Here is a 21,171-nt window from a genome sequence, read left to right on the forward strand (position 1 = left end):
CGTAGTGCGACCTGGTGATGATGCCTACTAAATGATCAACGGATCGCACCCGTCCGGGTGGGAAAACACCCGAACGAACCCCCGTACGGGCCCCGGGGCGTCAGCCGAGTTCGAGCACGCGGGCGTGCAGCACCTGGCGCTGCTGGAGCGCGGCACGGACCGCGCGGTGCAGCCCGTCCTCCAGATAGAGGTCGCCCTGCCACTTCACGACGTGCGCGAACAGGTCGCCGTAGAACGTGGAGTCCTCGGCGAGCAGGGTTTCGAGGTCCAGCTGGCCCTTGGTGGTGACGAGCTGGTCGAGGCGGACCGGGCGCGGCGCGACGTCCGCCCACTGCCGGGTGCTTTCCCGGCCGTGGTCGGGATAAGGCCGCCCATTTCCGATGCGCTTGAAGATCACACGGAAAGCCTACCGGTCAAGAGCCACCGGGCGCAGCCACGATGGCCACCACGCCGCGCACAAGAGGGCTCACTTGCCCTTCGCCGCGGCTTTCGCGGCCTTCGCGGCCTGCTTCGCCTCCTGCTTGTACGCGCGTACCTCGGCCAGTGACTCGGGGCCGGTGATGTCCGCGACGGACCGGTGCGAGCCCTCCTCGCCGTACGCCCCCGCCGCCTCCCGCCAGCCCGGCGGCCTGACCCCGAACTGCTTGCCGAGGAGCGCGAGGAAGATCTGTGCCTTCTGCGTGCCGAACCCGGGCAGGGCGTTGAGCCGCCGGCGCAGCTCCGCCCCGGTCGCGGCGTCGCTCCAAACGGCGGCTGCCTCACCGTCGTACTGCGCCACCAGGAACTGGCAGAGCTGCTGCACCCGCTTCGCCATCGAGCCCGGATAGCGGTGCAGCGCGGGTTTGGCGGTGAACAGTCCGGTGAACGCCTCCGGGTCGTACGAGGCGATCTCATGGGCGTCCAGATCGTCCTTGCCCATGCGCTGCGCCAGGGTGTGCGGGCCGGCGAAGGCCCACTCCATGGGCACCTGCTGGTCGAGCAGCATGCCCACCAGGGCGGCGAGCGGACTGCGTGCGAGAAGCTCGTCCGCCGCCGGCTCCTGGGCGATCCGGAGGGTGATGTCTCGGCCATCGTCGCTCTTGGTCATGGGCGGCATCATGACGAGCGCCGGGGGCGACGGCCAGCACAACCACCGCCGACCGGACGGTTTGCAGCCGTTTGCCGGTCAGCGGGGGCCGCTCAGGCGCCCGCGGGCGCCGGAACCGGGGCGCTTCCCGGCTCCGGGGCCGGCGTGCGGCGGGTGCGGCGCTCGGCCTGCGCGAGATGGGCGATCACGTGCGAGTGAAAGCGGTCCACGGCGTTGTCGACGCTGCGGATGAACCCGGTCTCGGCGTTGCCCCGGGTGGCGCCCATGCTCTTGAAGAGGGAGAGCCGGAATCCCGTGATCCGGCCGCCGTCGCGGGGAAGCACGTCGCCCGGCTCCGGACGGAGGCGTTCCAGGGTGCCGCGCGGGCCGTTCTGTCCCTCCACCAGCGTTTCGACGTGCAGATCGGCGGGCGCCTCGGCGAGCTGCCGCATCAGGCGCTTGGCCGACGTCAGCGGGTAGGCCCCCTCGGGCACCGGGATCTCCACCGAGGTGCGCAGCTTCCCGGTCCGCAGGTCGGCGACGATCGTGATGGTGCCGGGCGATCCTTCCACCCGCAGTTCGGCGGCGAGCCGCCCCTCCTCGCAGAGCCGGTCGGCGTGTGCCGCGCGGCGCGAGAGGGCGGTGGTGCCGCGCTGGGTGCGCTGGACGGGCAGGGCCTTCTGCCCCAGCTCGCCGCCGATCCGCAGGCAGACCTGGCGGATGAGCCGTTCCCAGCTCTCCACGACCTCCACGGCGCGCGGGTCGCCCTGGCTGAGCGTCTCCTCGTCGATGCCGTTGCGCACGGGCACCCAGGAGGGGCCCATGTTCTGGAAGCCGTGGCAGCCGGAGTTCTCGTGCTGGAGGTAGTGCAGCAGCTCCTGGAGGAGCCATGCGTGGGCGGCGTTGCCCACGCCCTCGTGCCGGATGAGCATCTGGGCCTGGTGCGCCACCTCCGCCCACGACAGGTGCCACAGGGCCACCTTGTGCTTGCGCCGCCCGTCCGTCTTGACCTCGACCAGCGGGCTGCCCTCCAGCGCCACGTCGTTGGAGAGCGTGATCACCGCCTCGTAGCCGCGGCGGGCGGCGATGTCCATGTAGTTCTGGACCTGCTCCGACCTCAGCGCGTTCCCGTTGGTCTTCGTCTCCACGAGCGCGGTCCACAGCTTCCCCGCCCGCTCGACCCGGATCACCCCGTCGGGACGTTTCGGGGTCTCGCCGTGTGGGAGGGAGACCTCGGTGAAGGTCTGCATACGCCCTGCGGGGGCCCCGAAGGCGGCGGTCAGCCGGCGCCCGAACTCCGGGACCTGCGCCATCACGGACAGCAGTACGGAGGTCGCCCGGACCTCGCGCTCCTTGTCGCTCTTGAGGTTCGATGCGGGGAAGAGGCGTGCGGCCCGCCAGGAGTCGTTCTCGGCGAGCGACTTCGTGGCGACGGCGGGCAGGGTCACCTTCTTCTTCGCCGTACGGGCACGGGGGCGCTTGGGGGCGGGGGCGGGTGCGGCTGCGGCCGGCTGCTCGGCCGTCGCGGTTTGCGGGCCCGGCTGCGCGGGAACGGCGGGGAGCGGCTGGGCGGCTCCGGCGGACTCGACGGCGGGCGCGGCGCCTTCCCCGTCACCGGGGTCCGTAACCCTTTCCGCGGCCTCTTCCGCGGCCCCGTCCGACGCCTCGTCCGCGACCTCCGACGCCTCGTCCGCGACCTCCACCGCCTCGTCCGCGACCTCCGCCGCCTCGTTCTCCCCCTCGTCGTCCACATCGATGCCGAAGTCGGTGGCGAGGCCGGCGAGCCCGGTCTCGTAACCCTGGCCGATGGCCCGGTACTTCCACTCCGTACCGCGTCGGTACAGCTCGCCGAAGATGAAGGCGCTCTCCACGGACGCGTCGCCGATCGAGAACCCGAGCAGCACCTCGCCGGAGCGGTCGGCGACGGTCATCCGCAGGTCGTCCAGGTCGCCGAAGCGGGAGCCGCCGTACCGGCTGGCGGCGACGACCAGGCGCTCGACGTCTTCGGGGACGGCGGTCAGGTCGAGGCTGATGCGGTCCTCGCTGCCGCCGTCCGTCGGCGTCTTGCCCAGCAGCTGCACGCTGCCGTCGGCCGCGGAGGGGTTGTTGTAGTAGAAGAAGTCGGCGTCGCCGCGGACCTTTCCGCCCGCGTCCAGCAGAAGCACGGACACGTCCGCGTCACCGTCCCCCGCGGCGCTGCTCCAGCTCAGGCTCGCGATGACCGTGCCGGCATCCTCGCTGAGGTCCGCCAGCCCGACGTTGGCACCCTTGGTCATCTCACGCATGCAGTCCCCCTAGAGCCTGTCGTCAAACTGCCGTCTGCCGGGCGACGCCATGCACGCACTCTCGCCGCACCGGCCCCAGACCCCAGTACATCCAGTACAGAGGTCTGGGGCCGGCACGCCGAGAGCACGCACCTGACGCCGCCCGGCCCGCCCTCCGGGCGGACGACGCCAGTTTGACGACAGGCCCTAGAGCCTTTCGTTCGGCCCAGACGCGCGGCCGCGTCGGGTCGCGCCCTGGCGACGGCAGCAGGTTGTTCCGTGACACAGCGCAACTCGCCGCACACGGGAGAACCGTATCGCCCGTATGGACCACTCGTGAAGGAACCGTGAAGTCCGATTGCGGTCCGCGCGGAGCCGGTGAGGCGGCCTGCCGATATTGCGGGTCGTACGGGGCGCGCTGATTGCTACCGTCGGTGCGACAACGCACCGACCCGTTCGCCGGACGAGAAGGATCTTCCTCATGCATGATGCCCGCGCTCTGATCGACATGGGTGCCGAAGCGGTACGCCGGCTCGCTCGTCGCGGTTACACGCTGGACCTGCCCGCGCTGGAGGATCTCCAGTCCCGGCGGGTCCAGAACATCCGCTCGGCCGACGAGCTGCGCGCGGAGTCCAAGCGGGTGGCGAGCGAGGTCCAGCAGACGGCGCGTCAGGGCGGTGACATCACCAAGCTGAAGGAGCGGGCCCGCGAGCTGAAGGACGAGATCCGGAACATCGACGCGGACCAGGAGCAGGTCCAGGAGCAGCTGAACGACCTCCTCCTGAGCATCCCCAACCTCCCGGCCGACGAGGCCCCGGACGGCGACAGCGACGCGGACGCGGTCGAGGTCAGGCGGGTGGGCACGCCGCCGGTGTTCTCCTTCGAGCCGAAGGACCACGTCGACCTCGGCGAGGCGACGGGCATCCTCGACTTCGCCCGGGCGACCAAGCTCTCGGGCTCCCGTTTCGCGGTCACGCGCGGCGCGGGCGCGGCCCTGGAACGCGCCCTGGCGACCCTCTTCCTCGATCTGCACACCCGCCGCCACGGCTACGTCGAGCACGCGGTCCCGTATCTGGTCACCCGTAAGACCATGACCGGCACCGGGCAGCTCCCGAAGTTCGAGGAGGACCTGTTCAAGACGGGGGTGGCCGAGCGGGAGCTGTTCCTCATCCCGACGGCCGAGGTCCCGCTGACCAACCTGTACGCGGACGAGATCATCCCGCCCGCCGAGCTTCCCCTCGCCCTGACCGCCCAAACCCCGTGCTTCCGGTCCGAGGCGGGTTCGTACGGCCGGGACACCCGGGGGCTGATCCGGCAGCACCAGTTCTCGAAGGTCGAGATGGTCCGCATCGTCGACCCGGCGGAGGCCGACGCGGAGCTGGAGCGGATGGTCGGCCACGCCGAGGCGTGCCTGAAGGAGCTCGGCCTCGCCTACCGCGTCGTCATGCTCGCCGCCGGCGACACGGGGTTCTCGGCGCAGCTCACGTACGACATCGAGGTCTGGATTCCGAGCCAGAACACGTACCGCGAGATCTCCTCGGTCTCCCACTTCGGTACGTTCCAGGCTCGTCGTGCCCATATCCGCACCCGCGACGAGAACGGCAAGCCCAAGCTCGTCGCCACCCTCAACGGCTCCGGCCTGCCCATCGGCCGCACCCTGGCCGCGCTCCTCGAACAGTGCCAGCAGGAGGACGGCTCCCTCGTCCTGCCGGAGGTCCTGGCCCCGTACCTCGGCTTCCGCCGGATCGCGGCGGACGGGACGCCGGAGGCGTAGGGCGCCTCAGCCGGCCGCCGCGCGCGGCACGCCGTGGAACACCTCGCGCGTGTGCCAGTCGCGGTGGTCCGGGGCGACCGGGGCGGCGGCGGACTGCGGTCCGATGAGCGGGCGGCCGGCGAGCGCGATGACGTGCGCGCCGGCCGCCGCGCTGTGGCCGACGAAGCTCTGCGAGACGAGGATGCGGTCGTCGGCGCCGAGGCCGAGGACACCCTTGTCGAACAGCTTGTGGTGCAGGGAGCAGAGGCAGAGCCCGTTCTCGACCACGTCCGGCCCGTCGAACGCCCACCACCGCACATGGGCGGCCTCAAGCCCGACGGGCACGGCGCCGATGCGCCCGTCGTACCCGCAGAACGCGCACCGGTACTCGTACGCCGTCAGCACCTGCTCCCGCATCCGCGGATCCCGCCCCCGCCGCGCGGCCGGCAGCGCCTGCGCGGTCTCGGCCGGCTGGAGCTCCAGCCCGACCGCCTCGCACAACTCCTCGTGCAGGGAGGGCGGGAAGTTGAGGTCGAGCAGTACCCGCGCCATCCGCCCGAGCAACGACGGCTCCCGCCGCAACGCGTCCCGCAACTCCGGCACCAGCCGCCCGGTCGCCCCCGTCGCCCGCAACTCCCGTACGCCGGTGCCGGGACTCCCCGCCCCGTGATCGGTGCGCACCTCCCACACCCCGTCGCTCACGAGATGGTGGAACGGATACGCGGGCGTCGTCGGGCGCCCCGGCCCGTACTCGTCCAGCAGCCGCTTCAGGTCCGCCTCCACGGAGCTGTACCGCAGTTCCCCCGCGGCATCCCGCTGAAACCGCGCAAGCGCGTACAACACCAACAACGGCTTGTGCGGCGCCCGCACCCCGCTCCGGGTCCACTGCCGCAGGGTCGCGGTCCGTTCCAGCCAGTCCATCCGTCAGCCGGCTCTCCTCGTGAGGGTTCGGCCGATCATGGCACACGGCTGCCCGGCTGTTCCCGGCGCTTCCTCAATCGCGCTGTGCCTGGAACACGCGGCCCCGATCGGAGGCGTACGCACTCCCGGACAGCCCGGCGGACCACACCGGTTGGCCCGTTTTCGGCCCTCGCTATCCGGCGCCTCCGGCTCCCGATAGCGGCCGGATAGAGCGGCGGGCAGGGGCGGATAGAGGGCTTCGGGAGAGTGGGCTCTGCCAGGCCGCCCCCGCCCAGATCGTGAGGACTCGAAGATGATCCAAACCCAACCGCGCCCGGTGCCCGAGGAGGTGACGTCCTCGGATGCCGTAAGGCTCAGCTCCGTCGTGAAGCGGTTCACCGATTCCAAGGGAGAGCGGTTCACCGCCGTCGACGGCATCGACCTGCGCATCCGGCGGGGTGAGATCGTGGCCTTCCTCGGACCGAACGGCGCAGGCAAGACGACCACCATCGACATGCTGCTCGGGCTGACCCGGCCCGACGAGGGCTCGGTGCGGTTGTTCGGACGCGAGCCGCGGCAGGCGGTGCGCTCCGGGCAGGTCGCGGCGGTGCTCCAGACGGGCGGGCTGCTGCCCGACCTGAGCGTCGAGGCCACCGTACGGATGCTGGGCTCGCTGCACCCCGGCGCCGACGTCGACGCGGTGCTGTCCCGGGCCGGGCTCGACCAGCTGCGCCGCCGCCGCGTCGCGGAGTGCTCCGGCGGCGAGCAGCAGCGGCTGCGGTTCGCGCTGGCCCTGCTCTCCGGGCCCGAGCTGCTGGTCCTGGACGAGCCGACGGCCGGCATGGACGTCGTCGCCCGGCGGGACTTCTGGGCCACGGTGCGCGAGGACACGGAGCACGGCATGACGGTCATGTTCGCCACCCACTACATGGAGGAGGCGGACCGGTTCGCCGACCGGGTGGTGATGATCGACAGCGGCCGTGTGGTCGTCGACGGACCGGTGTCCGACGTGCGGTCCGCGCTCAGCGGGCGCACCGTGTCGGCGCGGATCGACGAGCGGGGCGCGGCCGCGCTCGCGCAGTCCCCGCTGGTCCGCGCGTACGAACCGCGCGGCGGGCGGTACCACTTCGACACCGACGACTCCGACGCGCTGCTGCGCCTGCTGATCGGGGAGACGTCCGCCACCGACATCGAGGTCACCCCGCGCAGTCTCGAAGAGGCGTTCATGACCCTCACCCACCACAGCCGTACCGAAGGGGGCACCCGATGAACTCCGCCTCGGCCACCCATGAGGTGCGGACCTCGCCGTTCAGCGGCGTCAACACGGTCTTCATCGGCTACGAACTGCGGCGCCGCTTCAACCGGCAGACCACGATCTTCACGCTGCTGCTGCCGGCCGTCCTCTACCTGGCGCTCTTCCGTACCGAACCCGACGGCGCCACCCTCCCGCACGGCAACTTCGCGGCCTGGATGATGACCGGAATCGCCGTGTACGGAGCGGCGACCGCGGCGGTCAGCTCCGCGGCCACCATCTCCGTGGAGAAGGCGTCCGGCTGGATGCGCACCATGGCGCTCAGCCCGCTCGCGCCCCCCGGCTATCTCTTCGTCAAGGTGCTGTCCTCCGTGATCATGGCGGCGGTTCCGGTGGCCGTCGTGGGTGTGCTCGGTGTGTTCACCGGAGTCGAGGCCACGGCCACGGTGTGGGTGTCGTCCCTGCTGGTGGCATGGCTCGGCGCGGCGGTCTTCGCCGCTCTCGGCATCACGCTGGGGCTCGCGCTGAAGCCCGAGACGGTGATGCACATGCCGGGGCTGACCATGACCGCGCTCGCCTTCCTCGGCAACCTCTTCATCCCGCTCTCCGGCACCATGCTGGAGATCTCCCGCTACACGCCGATGTTCGGCGTCTCCACGCTCGCCCGCTACAGCCTGACCGAGGGCTACTCGTTCAGCGGTGAGCACTCCAGCCTCACGATGGCGGTGGTCAACACCGTCGCCTGGTTCGCGGCCTTCTCCTTCATGGCCGTACGCCGCTTCCGCAAGAGCACCGGCCGCAACTGAGGCCCGCGCCCCTCCCTTCCCCTCCCGCACGGCACGACACACCGGGCCCCCGCACCGGTCGACGACAGCTCTACGAAAGGAGATTCGAACTCATGTACGCATTCGTTGCGCCGGGACAGGGCTCCCAGACCCCGGGCATGCTGGCCGGCTGGCTGCGCGACCCGGTACACGCCGAGCGGCTGCGCGCCTGGTCCGAGGCCGCCGATGTGGACCTCGTGCACCTCGGCGGCAGGGCACCGGCCGCGGAGATCGCCCGCACCGAGAACACCCAGCCGCTGCTGGTCGCCGCCGGGCTCCTCGCCCATGAGGCGCTCACCAAGGGCGAGCCGGACGGCCCGCTGGTGGCCGCCGGGCACTCGGTCGGGGAGCTGACCGCGGCGGTGTACGCCGGAGCGCTCGCCCCCGCCGACGCCGTGCGGCTGGCCGCCGTACGAGGCCGGGCGATGGCCGAAGCCTGCGCCGAGGTCCCCACCTCGATGGCGGCCGTGGTCGGCGGCGAGGAGGCCGACGTACTCGAACGCATCAACGAACTGGGCCTGTACGCGGCCACGTTCAACGGTCCGGGCCAGATCGTCGCGGCCGGGGCCACGGCGGACCTGGAACGGCTCGCCGCCGCCCCGCCGCGCTCCGCCACGGTCAAGCCGCTCCAGGTCGCCGGGGCCTTCCACACCCCGTACATGGAGTCCGCGCGCCGGGCCGTCGCCGAGGCGGCCGAGCGGACGCCGTTCCAACGGCCGGCCGGGGCCCTCCTGTCGAACGCCGACGGCTCGGTCGTCCGCGAACCGGACGACATCCGCCGCCGCCTGGTCGAACAGGTCGTCAAGCCGGTGCGCTGGGACCTGTGCATGGAGTCCCTGGGCCGCATCGCACCCGAGGTGACGGTCTGTCTGCCGCCCGCCCGCACCCTCTCGGGCATCTTCAAGCGCCGGCTGCCCGACCTGGCCGTCGTCTGCGTCACCACCCCCCGCGACCTGGACAAGGCGCACGCCCGGATCGGCGCCGCCGGCGCCTGGAACGAGGAGCTCGTCCATGCCGGTGTCTGAGCTGTTCGCACACGCCCGCGCCGAGCGCCCCGGGCACCTCGCCCTCGTCGACGCCACGGGTCCGCTGACCTACGCCGAGCTGGGCACCGAGACCGACCGGGCCGTCGGCTGGCTGCGCGGCCGGGGAGTGGGCGCCGGTGACCGCGTGGTCTACGCGGGCGGCGGCGACCGCACCCTGCTCGCCCTCCTGTGGGCCACGCTCCGCATCGGGGCGGTGTTCGTGCCGGTGCACCCCGAGCTCACCGACCTCCAGATCGACCACATCGTGCGGGACTGCACGGCCGCCCTCGCCATCTGCCCGCCCACCGCGGGCGGCGCCGCCCGCCGGACCGTGGCGGCGGAACAGGCCGCACGGGAGATCGCGGACACGCCCGAGGACCACACCGCGGCCGAGGTCGCCGACGACGCGGTCGCCCTGCTGATCTACACCTCCGGCACCACCGGCCGCCCCAAGGGCGTCGTCTGCCCGCACCGGCAGATCCTCGCCGCGGTGCGCGGCATCAACGCCGGACTCGGCTACCGCGCCGACGACGTGGTGCTGTGCCGGCTGCCGCTCTCCTTCGACTACGGCCTCTACCAGGCCCTGCTGTGCACGCTGGCCGGCTCCGCCCTGGTGCTCACCAACCGGGGCGGCGACGTCGGACTGATCCGGGCGATCGAACGCCATGGCGTCACCGTCGTCCCGCTGGTCCCCTCGCTCGCCCAGATCCTCGTCCTGTTGCAGCGCAAGCTGCGCCGCTCCACCAAGGTCCGGCTGTTCACCAACACCGGCGCCCGGCCCAGCCCGGCGATGATGCGCGAACTGCTCGACGCCTTCCCGGACTCCGTGTTCGCCTCGATGTACGGGATGACCGAGTGCAAGCGCATCTCGGTCCTGGACCCGGCGCTCTACGAACGGCACCCCGACTCGGTGGGCCGCGCCATCCCCGGTGTGCACGTACGGATCGCCGGCCCGGACGGCCGGGACCTGCCGCCGGGCGAGACCGGCGAGATCGTCGTCCGGGGCGAGACCGTGATGGCCGGCTACTGGGGCGTCCCGCTGGAGCGGCAGAGCCGGTACGTGCCCCTCGGCGACGGCTCCCTGGAGCTGCGCACCGGTGACCAGGGCCGGTTCGACGCCGACGGGCTGCTGTACTTCGTCGGCCGCGACGACGACGTGATCAAACGGCGCGGGGTGCGGATCGGCCTGTCCGAGATCGAACTCGCCGCCGAGCGCATACCGGGCGTGTACGCCGCCGTCGTACCGCGCCCCGCCGATGAGGACGCCCCGCTCCTGCTCGCCGTACAGACCGAGCTCGACCCGCAGGAGGTCCGGGCGGCTCTCGTGGACCGGCTGGACCCGGCCCGTCGCCCCGACGGGATCGTCCCGATCGACTCCGTGCCGCTGACCGCCAACGGCAAGCCCGACCGCGCGGCCGTCGCCCTGCTGCTCCAGGCCGGGGCCGGCACCGCACCCTCCACCACCGTCCCCGCCGCACTCACAGGGAGCTCCCATGGACCAGTCGCAGTTTGACCAGCTCGTAGAAGAGATCTGCGCCGTGCAGGTCAGCAGCTCCGAAGTGCCGCTCGTGGACCTCGGCGTGGACTCGCTGCACACCGTCGCCCTGGTGATGGCCGTCGAGGACAGGTTCGACATCGAGCTGGACCCCGACGCGCTCGCCGACCTCTCGCTCACCTCGTCGGCCGGCCTGCTCGGGCTCGTGCACGAGCAGCTGGCGAGCGGTGCGAACGCGCTGTCGGGGAGCTGACCGCCATGTGGACCGACGTAAGACCCTCGCCCGAGATGCCGCAGCTCTTCGAACGGGGCGGCGACCTGATCTCGTTCGCCGGCGGCCTGCCGGACCTGGACCTGCTGCCCCTGAAGGAGCTCTCCGAACAGTTCGCCCGGCTGACCCGGATCGGCGGCCGGATCGCGCTCCAGTACAGCACCCCGCACGTGGCCAAGGCCCTCGTCCCCGCCATCACCGACCTGATGGCCCGTGAGGGCGGCAGCACCGCGGCCGCGAACCTGGTGCCGACCGCCGGCTCCCAGATGGGCCTGCTGGCCCTCGGCCTCGGCCTCGCCGCACCGGGCGAGACCGTCCTGTGCCAGACCCCCGCCTACCCGGGCGCGGCCACCGCCTTCCGCACGGCGGGACTGCGGCTGCACGGCGCCCCCGAGGACGCCGAAGGGCTCGACCCGGTGGCGCTCCGGGAGACCGTGGCCCGGCTGCGGGCCGACGGACAGCGGGTACGGATGCTGTACTGCAACCCGACCTTCCAGAACCCCACCGGCGCCACCCTGTCCGTCGAGCGCCGCCACCGGCTGGCGGAGGCGGCCCGGGAACTGGACCTCCTGATCGTCGAGGACAACCCCTACGGGCTGCTCGGCTTCGACGGCGGCACGGTCCCCGTCCTCCAGGGCATCGACCCGGAGAACGTCGTCTACCTCGGCACCTTCTCCAAGGTCTTCGCCCCCGGACTGCGCTGCGGCTGGATCGCCGCGCCCGAGCCGGTCGCGGACCGGCTGCGCCGTACGACCGAGGTGATGGCGCTGTCGCCGTCGGCGTTCGCCCAGGCCGCGCTCGCCGCGTTCCACGCCCGCGGTGGCTGGGACGGCCTGATCGACGCCTACCGCGAGCGCTACCGGGAGCGGTGCGGCCTGATGGCCGACGCCCTGGAGGCGGAGCTGGGGACCGACGGCCCCTGGCGGTGGGAGCGGCCGGACGGCGGCTTCTATCTGTGGCTGCGGCACGAGGGCGGCGCCGACACCGGCCGCTTCGCCCAAGCGGCCGCCGCGCAGGGCGTGTCCTTCGTCCCCGGCAGCCACTTCGGGCTCGACGGGGAGTGCGGCGACCGGCTGCGGCTCTGCTTCAGCAACGTCCCGCGCAAGCGCATCGCCGAGGGCGTCACCCGGCTCGCGGCGGCACTGCGCGACACGCCGGCCGGCACCGGTGCGGACCTCGAAGCGGACCTCGGGAGGCGGGCCGCGTGACCAGCACCCGTGAAGCGCTGCGCGAGCACGACTGGGCCGACTTCCGGCCGTCCCGGCGCCTCGGCGACAGCGAGTGGCACATGTGGGGCGTCGGACTCCTGCGCAGCGCGGGCTTCCCCGCCTCCGGACTCGACCTGCTCGGCGGGCCCGCGGCCGCCGCCGCGGCCGACCGGGGCGACGAGGACGCCTTCACCGCCGCCTACCTCGCCGACAGCGCGGCCGAGACGCGGCGGCTGGCCGCCCTCGCCCGCGACGAGAAGGTCCGTACGGCCATCGCCTGGCAGAACCGCACCGTCTACCGCGTGCTCGACGCGCTCGCCGCCGGCACCGGCAAGGAGTCCAAGCGCAAGCAGCGCGAGCGCACCCTGGCCATGTACTGGCTGCGCTACTGCGCCAAGGCCGAGACCATCGGCTTCTTCGGCCCGGCCGCCTGGATGTCCGTCGGGCGGGCGCCCGACGGCCTCGCGGTGGACCACGGCGAACGGCTCGTCACGCGCAGCCGTACGTACTTCGAACGCTGGGCCCTGGCCGCCGTCGCGGACTGGATGGTCGCCCAGCCCGGCGCCCGCTGGTGGTTCCCGCCGCTGCCGCGCCCCGACGTCCACCTCGACGGCGACCGGCTGCTGCTGCCGGGCGGACGGGTGACGCGGCTGCGCCCGGAGGACCGGCAGGTCCTCGGCCACGCGGACGGGGAGCGCAACGGCGCGGCGATCACCGAGGCCCTGGTCCGCGAGGACGGCTGGGACCCCGAGGGCGCCCGGCCCCGCGTCGAGAAGATCCTGACCCGGCTGCTCAAGCAGCGCGTGCTGACCTGGGACGCCAACATCCCGGTCGACGTGCGGGCCGAGCGGATTCTGCGACGGCGGGTCGCCGCCGTCGCCGACCCCGAGCTGTTCGTCCGCTTCGAGACCGTCCTGACCGGGCTCGACCGGCACCGCGAAGCCATCGACGCCGCCACCACCTCCGACGAACTCGCGGACCGGCTCGACGAGCTGGACGCGTACTTCGTACGTACGACCGGGCTCGACGCGTCCCGCGACGAGGGCAAGGCTTACGCGGGCCGCACCCTCTGCTACCAGGACGCGGTACGCGACTGCCGGGTCGAGGTCGGCACCGGCTTCGTGGACGGGATCGCCCGGCCGCTCGCCCTGGTGGCCGACGCGGCGGACTGGTTCGGCAACCGCCTTGTGGAGCTGGTCGAGGCGGAGGTGGCCGGATTCGTCCGGGCCGCCGCGGCACGGCGCTCACCCGTCACCCTCGCCGATGTGTGGCCCCAGGTGCTCGGCCTGTTCTGGGGCGACGCCGCCCGGCCGGTGCACACCGCCACGAGGGAGCTCGCCCGCAAGTGGCGCGAGGTCCTCGACCCGGCCGGCACGGAGCCGGTCGAGCTCCGGGTGGACGCCGTCGAGCGGCGGGCCCGCGAGGTCTTCGCCACCGGCCCGGTCCGCTCGCCCCATCTCGCCCTGCACAGCCCCGACCTCCAGGTGGTGCGGGAGGCGGACGGGGAGCTGACCGTCGTCCTCGGCGAGCTGCACGCCTGCCTGGCCACCTGCGACCTGCCGTTCCTCGACTGGACCAGTGACGCCGGCTCGCTGCGCGACAAGGTGAACGCGGCGATCGGCGCACCGCGCCTGGTGCCGCTGCTCCCGGTCGACTGGAAGCGCAACAGCGGCCGGATGGTGCCCGCGCCCATCGGTGAGGGCGACCGGCTCATCGGGTTCACCCGGGCACCGTTCGACGACCGGTCCCGGATCGACCCGGCCGCCGCGGTCAACCTGGCCGAGCGGGACGGGGAGGTCGTCGCCACCACGCCCGACGGGCGCGAGTGGAGCATGGCCGAACTGCTCGCCGTCCCGGTGTCGATCATCGCCGCCGACGCCTTCAAGATCGGGCTCGACCAGCCGCACGCCCCGCGCGTCAGCCTCGACGGGCTCGTCCTGTTCCGGGAGACCTGGCGGGTGCCGGCCGGGGAGATCCCCCTCGCCGCCAAGCCCGACCGGGCCGGCGACTACCTGGCCGTACGGCGCTGGCTGCGCGCACGCGGGCTGCCCGACCAGGCGTTCGTGAAGTTCCCGCAGGAGACGAAGCCGTCCCTGGTCGACTTCACCAGTCCCACCCTCGTGCTCTCCTTCGCCAACCTCGTCCGCCGCACCCGACGCCTCGGCGAGGACGCCACCGTAATCCTCAGCGAGCCGCTGCCGCACCCGCGGGACTCCTGGCTCACGGGGTCCGAGGGCGAGCGCTACGTCAGTGAACTCCGGCTGCAGATCAGCAGAAAGGTACCGGAATGACCGTGGCTCCCACCGACGCGACGGCCCGCGCCGCCACCGCGGCCCGGCCTCGCGACCCGGACATCATCGCGACGATCGGCGCCACCCCGCTGGTCGCCCTCGACCGCCTCTTCCCGCCCGGGCTCTTCCAGGTCTACGGCAAGTGCGAACGGTTCAACCCGGGCGGCTCCATCAAGGACCGGGCCGCCCGCTCCATGATCGAACACGCCCTGTCCACCGGTGCGCTGATACCGGGCATCTCCACGGTCGTGGAGTCCTCGTCCGGCAACCTGGGCATCGCCCTGGCGCAGCTCTGCAACTTCTACCGGCTCGACCTGATCTGCGTGGCCGACCCGCGCACCACCGCCCAGAACACCGCGATCATGCGGGCGTACGGGGCGACGGTCGAGATCGTGGACCGTGACCCGGAGACCGGCGAGTATCTGCCGTCCCGCATCCGGCGGGTGCGGGAACTGCTGCGCACCGTGCCCGACGCCTACTGGCCCAACCAGTACGGCAACGAGTACAACGCCCTCGCCCACCAGCACACCATGCGCGAGATCCACGAAGCGCTGGCCCAGGCCCCCGACTACCTCTTCCTGGCCGCCGGCACCACGGGCACGCTGCGCGGCTGCGCCGAGTACATCGCCGCCGAGGGGCTGCCCACCCAGGTGGTGGCGGTGGACGCGGTCGGCAGTGTGATCTTCGGCCCGCCCGAGTCCTGGGAGCTGGGGCACCGCCGCACCATCCCCGGGCACGGCGCGGCGGTGGTCCCGGCGCTGCTGCGGCCCGGTCTCGCGGACCGGGTGATGAAGGTGACCGACCTGGACTGTGTGCGCGGCTGCCGGGCCCTGCTGGCGAAGGAGTCGATCCTGGCCGGCGGTTCGTCCGGTGCCGTGGTGTCCGCCCTGCTGGACGCCGCCTCCTGGATCACCCCGGGCGCCACCTGCGTCGCGATCCTCCCGGACGGGGGCGACCGCTACCTCGACACGATCTACAGCGACTCCTGGGTCGAGTCCCGGTTCGGCTGACCGTCCCGCCCACGACGCGCCACGCGTCCCATCACACCCGTCTTCTCAGCCCATCTCCCACGCAGAGGAATTGACCAGACATGAGAATCCTCGGTCGCGAGGACGTCGCCGCCGCGCTCGACGGCCTCGACCCCGTCGTGCTCGACGCGGTACGTGCCGCGTACGTGCTGCACGGCCAGGGCCGCTCGGAGGTGCCGTTCTCCGGGTTCCTGCGCCCGCCCGGCGACGACGGCTCCCGCATCATCTCGCTCCCCGCCTACCTGGGCGGGCCGGAGCCCGTCATGGGCCTGAAGTGGATCTCCTCGTTCCCGGCCAACGTCGAGCGGGGCCTCCAGCGGGCCTCGTCGGTGCAGATCCTCAACGACCTGCGCACCGGCTACCCGACCGCCGTCCTGGAGGCCAGCCAGATCTCGGCATCCCGCACCGCGGCATCGGCCGCCCTCGCGAGCCGTACGCTGCACGGCGACCGCCGGGTGCGCACGGCCGGGCTGATCGGCTGCGGCACCATCAACCGGCGCGTCCTGGACTTCCTCGTGCTGGTCCACCCGGAGCTGCGCACGGTCATCGTGCAGGACGCGGTGCCCGGCCGCGCGGCCACCTTCGCGGCCCAGCTGGCGGCCGAGCGCCCGGAGATCAGCTTCGTGCCCGGTGACGTCGCAGACGCGCTGCGCGCCGCCACGGTCTCCGTCGCCACCACCGACTCCAGCTACTGGCTCGACCTCGCCGCCCACCCCGACCGGCCCGGGCACCAGGTGATCCTGCATCTGTCGCTGCGCGACCTGAGCACGGAATCCGTCCTGAACGCCTACAACGTGGTCGACGACATCGAGCACGTGATGCGTGAGCGGACCTCGCTGCACCGTGCCGAGCAGGAGGTGGGGCACCGCCGCTTCGTGGACGCCGAGATCGCCGCCGTGCTCGGCCAGAGCGAGGAGCCGGCCACCGAGGGGACCATCGTCTTCTCCCCGTTCGGCCTCGGCATCCTCGACCTCGCCGTCGCGCAGGCCGTCCTCACCGCGGCCACCAGGGACGGCATCGGCAGCGAGGCGGAGGGCTTCGACCCCGGCCGGCACCGGGTCACCGCGGCCATGGTGGGAGGCGTGGCATGAGCTTCCTGTTCCCCGAGGGCACCCGGGCCCTGGTCACCGGAGCCTCACGCGGCATCGGCGCGGCGACCGCGCTGGCGCTCGCCGAGCACGGGTGCGACGTCGTCCTCAACTACCGCGCCAGCGCGGCGAAGGCGGAGGAGGTCGCCGAGCAGATCCGCGCCCTGGGCCGCAAGGCCCTCCTCGTCCAGGCCGACGTCGGTGACGAGGCCCAGGTCATGGCGATGTTCAAGCGGGTACGCACCGAGTGGGGCCCGGTCCAGGTCGCCGTCCTCAACTCCGGTGTGACCGCGGACGGCCATCTCGCCGCCATGAGCAGCGCCAAGTGGCAGGAGGTCATCGGCACCAATCTCACCGGCTCCTTCTTCACCGCCCGCGAAGCCACCAAGCAGATGTACGCGAGCGGCGGCTCCATCGTCCTGATCGCCTCGACCAGCGGCATCGCCGGCCGGGCCGGCCAGGCCAACTACGCGGCCAGCAAGGGCGGCGTGATCTCCCTGGCCAAGACCCTCTCGTACGAGGTGGCGCCGCGCGGAATCCGCGTCAACGTCGTCGCCCCGGGGTTCATCGACACCGACATGGTGAAGAAGGTCCCCCCGGCCCACCTGAAGGAAGCCCTCCAGGTGATCCCGCTCGGCCGCACCGGCACCCCCGCCGAGGTCGCTCAGGCCGCTGTCTTCATGGCCTCGCCCGCCGCTTCGTACATCACCGGAAAGGTGCTGACCGTCGACGGCGGAATGATCCCCAACTAACCGTAAAAACCATCGATTCACAGGAGATACCCACTATGCCCACCGCCACCTTCGAGGACATCCGTACCCAGGCCGAGAACCGTCTCGACAAGAACATGAAGGTCAAGTCGATGATCATCGACCGGCTCGGGCTCGAAGTCGAGCCGGCCGTCGTCTCCGACAACCAGCCGCTGTTCGGCCGGGGCCTGGAGATGGACTCGCTGGACACGCTGGAGATCGTCGTCATGGTCAACAACGAGTTCGACGTGCTGATCAGCGACGACGACTTCGAGGCGTTCGGCTCCATCAACTCCCTGGTCGACTTCATCGAGGACCGGGAGACGGCCGCATGAGCACCGCGACCACCGCGCTCCTCGAAGCGCCGGCCCCCGCGCCCGTCCGCAAGGCGCTCAGCTACTCCTCGGACGACATCAAGCGGATGCTGCCGCACCGCTGGCCGATGCTGATGATCGACCGCGCGTACGACGTCGTCCCGGGTGTCTCGGGGCGCGGCGTCAAGAGCGTCTCCGTCAACGAGCCGTTCTTCGCCGGGCATTACCCGGACCACTCGATCATGCCGGGCGTGATGATCGTCGAGGCGATGGCCCAGCTGGTCGCCGTCGTGTACGTCGCGGAGATCCTCGAAGGCGCCGCGGGCACCGGCGAGGACGACGCCTCGCGAAGCGTCGGCTACCTCGGCTCCATCAGCAACATGAAGTTCTCCCGGCTCGTCGTCCCGGGCGACCAGCTCACGCTGGACGCCCGCCTGGGACAGCGCCTCGGCGGCCTGCGCCAGGTGAAGGTGCGGGCGAGCGTCGGATCCGAACTCGCCGCCGCCGGGACGCTCGTCGTCACCACCGGCCGCAAGGGCTGAACTCCCGCCCCCCCAGACAAGAAACCAGAACCACAGGACGACAGAAGGAGGTGTGGTCATGGCCCTCACGATCCGCCCGTACCAGGAGGGCGACGCGGACGCCATCGCGGATCTCTACAACCGCCACCGCGACAACCCCAACCCGGTCGCCGGGGGAGTCACCGGTGCCGAGCTGGCCGATGAGCTGGCCGAGCGGGAGACGGCGACATTCCTGGTGGCCGAGGACGACGAGCGGCTCGTGGGCACGTTCGGCCTCTTCCACAACACCGGCCGGCGCTCGGCCCGGGCGGGCGAACTCATCGCGGACATGTTCTTCGTCCACCCCGCCCACCGGGGCGGCCTGGTCACCGGGAAGCTGTTCACCGAGGCCGTCGAGTGGATGATGCGCACCGGCTGCCTGGTGCTGCGGCTCACCGTCAACCCGGCCAACACCGTGGCCTTCCGGCTCTACCGGCGCGTCGGCTGCGTGTCGGTGGGCCGGGCCGTCCCCGGCGAGGACGGCAACGTGGAGCTGCACAACTACATCCCGCTCGTCGTGCGCAGCGTCTTCGCCGACCTGGGCGAGCGGGCGACGGCGGCCCTCGGCAGCCTCACCAGCTTCGCCTCGGTCACGGAGTCCCGCGACGACGAGCTGCGCTCGGACGTACGGATGGTGGCCGGGGCCCGCACCGTCGACTACGGCCTGGCGCTCGGCGAGTTCCGGATCGACGCGTCCGTGGACGTGGACCGGGGCACCGTGCGCGAGGCCCGTCTCACCGAGCCCGACGGCACGGAACGGGAACTGCGCATCACCCGGCCCCCGTACGAGGTGCGGGCCCCGCGCGGGGCGGTGCCGTACCGCTTCACCGAGTCCGCCCTCACCTGTGAGGTGGACGGCGAGGACGGCACGCTGAGCGTCCACGTCGCCGGGCACCGTGGCCCGGTACTCGTCTCGACCTGGCCCAGCTGCCGGGCCGACCGCCCGGCCGGCTGGCGCGAGGGCGAGCCCCGCGACCTCACCCTGGAGCCCGTCGCGGGCGGGGTACGGGTCATCGAGCGGGACGGCGACGCCACCGTCACCGGCACCTTCACCCTGGACGGCTCCGGTCTGCTCCAGGAGTTCACCCGCACCGGCACCGCGACCGGCAGGATCTTCCAGACGGTCGGACTGCGCCAGGGCGTCTTCACCGGCACCGACGGCCGGGACCACCCGATCGGACTGGGCCAGGGGGTGCGCGACGCCTCCGAGATCGTCGCCGCCTCCCGGACCGCCCGGCAGGGCGCGGAACTGACCTGGCGGGGGCGGGACGTACGCCTCGCGCTGACGGTGGACGGGCCCCTGCGCCTGGTGCACAGCACGCTCCTGGAGCGCGGCCTCGAACCCGGCGCGGACGGCGTGGCCCGGATGCGCACCGTCATCCGGCCGAGCGGCGCCGACACCGCCCGCCGCCTGGAGGTGCACGCCGCCGCCGGTGGTGTCACCGTCTGGCGGGAGGGCGCCACCAAGGTGCTGCGCAGCCCCTACCCCCGTACCCGCTCCCACGGCTACAACCCCCACTGGTCCGCGGGCCTGTGGGTGACCCACGAGAACAGCCGTCACGACCGGGCCGCCGGGCTCGGCTGGGGGGTGCCGGCCGCCGGCGGCTGGGAGGAGAAGCACCCGCTCGGCCTCCACGCCCCCGAATCCGGCCTCGACTGGGAGATCGGCGCCGACGGCGACGGACTCCGCGTCGACACCCGGGCGAGCGGCGCCGACCGCGAGACCGTGGTGTGGCTCACCCCGCAGACGCCGCTCAGGACGCCCGTCGTCCTCGAATCGGACGGCGCCCGCTGGGAGCTGAACTCCGGCGACTTCCGCCAGATATGGGCCCGCCGGGCCTCCGTCCGGCTCTCCGACGGGCGGTGGCTGCACTGCGCCCCGGCCGCCGGTCCGCACGACGAACTGGTGCTGCGCGCCACCCCGTCCGGCCTGCTCGTCGGCGGCGTCTCCGCCGCCCGGGAGAGCGCCTGGCTGCTCTCCGTACACGACACCCCCCTTTCCTTCTGAGCCACCGACCCGAAAGGCAACGACAGATCATGACCGCCACCACCATCGCCCCGGCCGTCCGCACCGCCACCGAGGACTACGCCACCCTGCGCACCGCCGTCGGCGCCTACCGCGTCACCGCCCCGCTGGTCCGGCTGACCGGTGACGACCGGCTGACCTTCCTGGACGGCTTCCTCGCCAAGTCCGCCGACTACGTCGAGCCCGACTCCGTCCGCGAGGTCCTGGCGCTGAACGCCGACGGCAAGCCGTTCGCGATCCTGCTGCACTTCGAGATCGGCGAGGAGTCGTGGCTGCTGCCGCGCACCGCCGTCACCTCCGACGAACTCGCCGCCTACCTCGGCCAGTTCGACGCGGTCGGCGGTGTCACCGTCGAGATCGCCCCCGAGGGCTGGGGCGCCGTCGCCTTCGAGGGCCCCGTGGCCTGGTCGGTCGCGGCCGGCTTCGTGGACTTCGACATCTCCGGCCTGACCCTGCACGCCGTCACCGAGGCCACCCTCGACGCCCCCGGCGCCACCGCCCACCTGGCCCGCGTCGGCACCACCGGCGAGTACGGCTACCTGCTGCTCTCCGACGCCCCGCAGGCCGCCCACCAGGCCGTCCTCGCGGGCGTCGCCGACAAGGGCGGCGCCGAGACGGGCGAGGAAGGGCTCTCCCGGGTGCAGGCCGAGGCCGGAATGGGCGTGTACGGCGCCGGGTTCGGCGAGCTGGGCGTCCAGGAGGCCGACCTGGCCTGGATGATCGACTGGAGCCGGACAGGCGAGTTCCACGGCTCCGACGCGCTGACCGAGCCCACCGGCTCCGAGAGCCGCCTCACCGCGCTCGTCGCCCCGGTCGGCAGCCGCTTCGCAGCCGGTACGCCGATCACCGCGGCCGGCCAGGAGGTCGGCACCGTCCTGCACCAGGCGGCGGCCGCCAACCCCGAGGAGGAGCTGATCCTGGCCCTGCTGCACACCCCCTTCTGGGTGCCGGGCCTGGAGCTCTCCGCCGCGGACCGGACCGGCGCCGAGCGCCCGGTGCGCACCGCGACCCTGCCCCGGGTCATCGCCCGCTCCCTCACCGTCAAGATCGCCTGAGG

Annotated in this window: 19 protein-coding genes; 15 read left to right on the top strand and 4 right to left on the bottom strand. The window is 72.5% G+C overall.

What is annotated here, in order from left to right; all coding sequences use genetic code 11:
- Positions 1-100: 100 nt before the first annotated feature.
- The 3 genes from OG338_RS15250 to OG338_RS15260 form a co-directional block, all read right to left on the bottom strand.
- Positions 101-397, bottom strand: coding sequence for a type II toxin-antitoxin system VapB family antitoxin (locus OG338_RS15250; protein ID WP_003955420.1), 297 nt, complete (start codon positions 395-397; stop codon positions 101-103).
- Between the two features lie 69 nt (positions 398-466).
- Complete coding sequence (locus OG338_RS15255) at positions 467-1,087, bottom strand: HhH-GPD-type base excision DNA repair protein (RefSeq protein WP_405937848.1); 621 nt, start codon at positions 1,085-1,087, stop codon at positions 467-469.
- Positions 1,088-1,179: 92 nt separating this feature from the next.
- Positions 1,180-3,342 carry a TerD family protein gene (locus OG338_RS15260; protein ID WP_405940434.1) on the bottom strand — a complete coding sequence of 721 codons (2,163 nt, stop codon included), beginning with the start codon at positions 3,340-3,342 and terminating at the stop codon, positions 1,180-1,182.
- A 469-nt stretch (positions 3,343-3,811) separates the two neighbouring features.
- On the opposite strand from OG338_RS15260, the gene serS reads away from it, so the two are divergent.
- Entirely contained in the window at positions 3,812-5,104 is a 1,293-nt protein-coding gene (gene serS / locus OG338_RS15265; protein ID WP_405937849.1) for a serine--tRNA ligase, read from the top strand.
- Positions 5,105-5,110: 6 nt separating this feature from the next.
- Here the strand turns inward: serS and OG338_RS15270 are convergent, their stop codons facing one another.
- Positions 5,111-6,004, bottom strand: a complete 894-nt coding sequence (locus OG338_RS15270) for a phosphorothioated DNA-binding restriction endonuclease (protein WP_405937850.1) — start codon at positions 6,002-6,004, stop codon at positions 5,111-5,113.
- Positions 6,005-6,296: 292 nt separating this feature from the next.
- Here OG338_RS15270 and OG338_RS15275 point away from each other — a divergent pair, with 292 nt between their 5' ends.
- The 14 genes from OG338_RS15275 to OG338_RS15340 all read left to right on the top strand — a co-directional run bounded on the left by OG338_RS15275 (position 6,297) and on the right by OG338_RS15340 (position 21,169).
- Positions 6,297-7,253: an ATP-binding cassette domain-containing protein gene (locus OG338_RS15275; RefSeq protein WP_405937851.1), complete on the top strand. Its 957-nt coding sequence runs from the start codon at positions 6,297-6,299 to the stop codon at positions 7,251-7,253.
- Positions 7,250-8,041 carry an ABC transporter permease gene (locus OG338_RS15280; RefSeq protein WP_405937852.1) on the top strand — a complete coding sequence of 264 codons (792 nt, stop codon included), beginning with the start codon at positions 7,250-7,252 and terminating at the stop codon, positions 8,039-8,041. The genes OG338_RS15275 and OG338_RS15280 overlap by 4 nt, the downstream gene beginning before the upstream one ends.
- 92 nt (positions 8,042-8,133) lie before the next feature.
- On the top strand, positions 8,134-9,084 hold the full coding sequence (locus tag OG338_RS15285; protein WP_405937853.1) for an ACP S-malonyltransferase: 951 nt from the start codon (positions 8,134-8,136) through the stop codon (positions 9,082-9,084).
- The gene (locus OG338_RS15290) at positions 9,071-10,597 is read left to right on the top strand and encodes a class I adenylate-forming enzyme family protein (RefSeq protein WP_405937854.1); all 1,527 of its coding nucleotides are present in this window, start codon (positions 9,071-9,073) and stop codon (positions 10,595-10,597) included. The genes OG338_RS15285 and OG338_RS15290 overlap by 14 nt, the downstream gene beginning before the upstream one ends.
- Positions 10,578-10,832 carry an acyl carrier protein gene (locus tag OG338_RS15295; RefSeq protein WP_405937855.1) on the top strand — a complete coding sequence of 85 codons (255 nt, stop codon included), beginning with the start codon at positions 10,578-10,580 and terminating at the stop codon, positions 10,830-10,832. The genes OG338_RS15290 and OG338_RS15295 overlap by 20 nt, the downstream gene beginning before the upstream one ends.
- A 5-nt stretch (positions 10,833-10,837) precedes the next feature.
- Positions 10,838-12,058 carry a PLP-dependent aminotransferase family protein gene (locus OG338_RS15300; protein ID WP_405937856.1) on the top strand — a complete coding sequence of 407 codons (1,221 nt, stop codon included), beginning with the start codon at positions 10,838-10,840 and terminating at the stop codon, positions 12,056-12,058.
- Positions 12,055-14,349, top strand: a complete 2,295-nt coding sequence (locus OG338_RS15305; RefSeq protein ID WP_405937857.1) for a lantibiotic dehydratase — start codon at positions 12,055-12,057, stop codon at positions 14,347-14,349. Before OG338_RS15300 ends, OG338_RS15305 begins: the two co-directional genes overlap by 4 nt.
- Positions 14,346-15,359: a 2,3-diaminopropionate biosynthesis protein SbnA gene (gene sbnA, locus OG338_RS15310; protein ID WP_405937858.1), complete on the top strand. Its 1,014-nt coding sequence runs from the start codon at positions 14,346-14,348 to the stop codon at positions 15,357-15,359. The genes OG338_RS15305 and sbnA overlap by 4 nt, the downstream gene beginning before the upstream one ends.
- An 80-nt stretch (positions 15,360-15,439) precedes the next feature.
- Positions 15,440-16,468 carry a 2,3-diaminopropionate biosynthesis protein SbnB gene (gene sbnB / locus OG338_RS15315; protein ID WP_405937859.1) on the top strand — a complete coding sequence of 343 codons (1,029 nt, stop codon included), beginning with the start codon at positions 15,440-15,442 and terminating at the stop codon, positions 16,466-16,468.
- Positions 16,465-17,217: a 3-oxoacyl-ACP reductase FabG gene (fabG, locus tag OG338_RS15320; RefSeq protein WP_405937860.1), complete on the top strand. Its 753-nt coding sequence runs from the start codon at positions 16,465-16,467 to the stop codon at positions 17,215-17,217. The genes sbnB and fabG overlap by 4 nt, the downstream gene beginning before the upstream one ends.
- A gap of 35 nt (positions 17,218-17,252) precedes the next feature.
- Positions 17,253-17,549 (top strand): acyl carrier protein, encoded by a 297-nt coding sequence (locus OG338_RS15325; protein WP_405937861.1) that lies wholly within the window; start codon positions 17,253-17,255, stop codon positions 17,547-17,549.
- Positions 17,546-18,070, top strand: a complete 525-nt coding sequence (gene fabZ, locus OG338_RS15330) for a 3-hydroxyacyl-ACP dehydratase FabZ (RefSeq protein ID WP_405937862.1) — start codon at positions 17,546-17,548, stop codon at positions 18,068-18,070. The genes OG338_RS15325 and fabZ overlap by 4 nt, the downstream gene beginning before the upstream one ends.
- Before the next feature lie 58 nt (positions 18,071-18,128).
- Positions 18,129-20,096, top strand: coding sequence for a GNAT family N-acetyltransferase (locus tag OG338_RS15335; RefSeq protein WP_405937863.1), 1,968 nt, complete (start codon positions 18,129-18,131; stop codon positions 20,094-20,096).
- 29 nt (positions 20,097-20,125) lie between these two features.
- Positions 20,126-21,169: an aminomethyl transferase family protein gene (locus OG338_RS15340; RefSeq protein ID WP_405937864.1), complete on the top strand. Its 1,044-nt coding sequence runs from the start codon at positions 20,126-20,128 to the stop codon at positions 21,167-21,169.
- Positions 21,170-21,171 lie beyond the last annotated feature (2 nt).

It is taken from the genome of Streptomyces sp. NBC_00726, assembly GCF_045161735.1.
Taxonomy (GTDB): Bacteria; Actinomycetota; Actinomycetes; order Streptomycetales; family Streptomycetaceae; genus Streptomyces.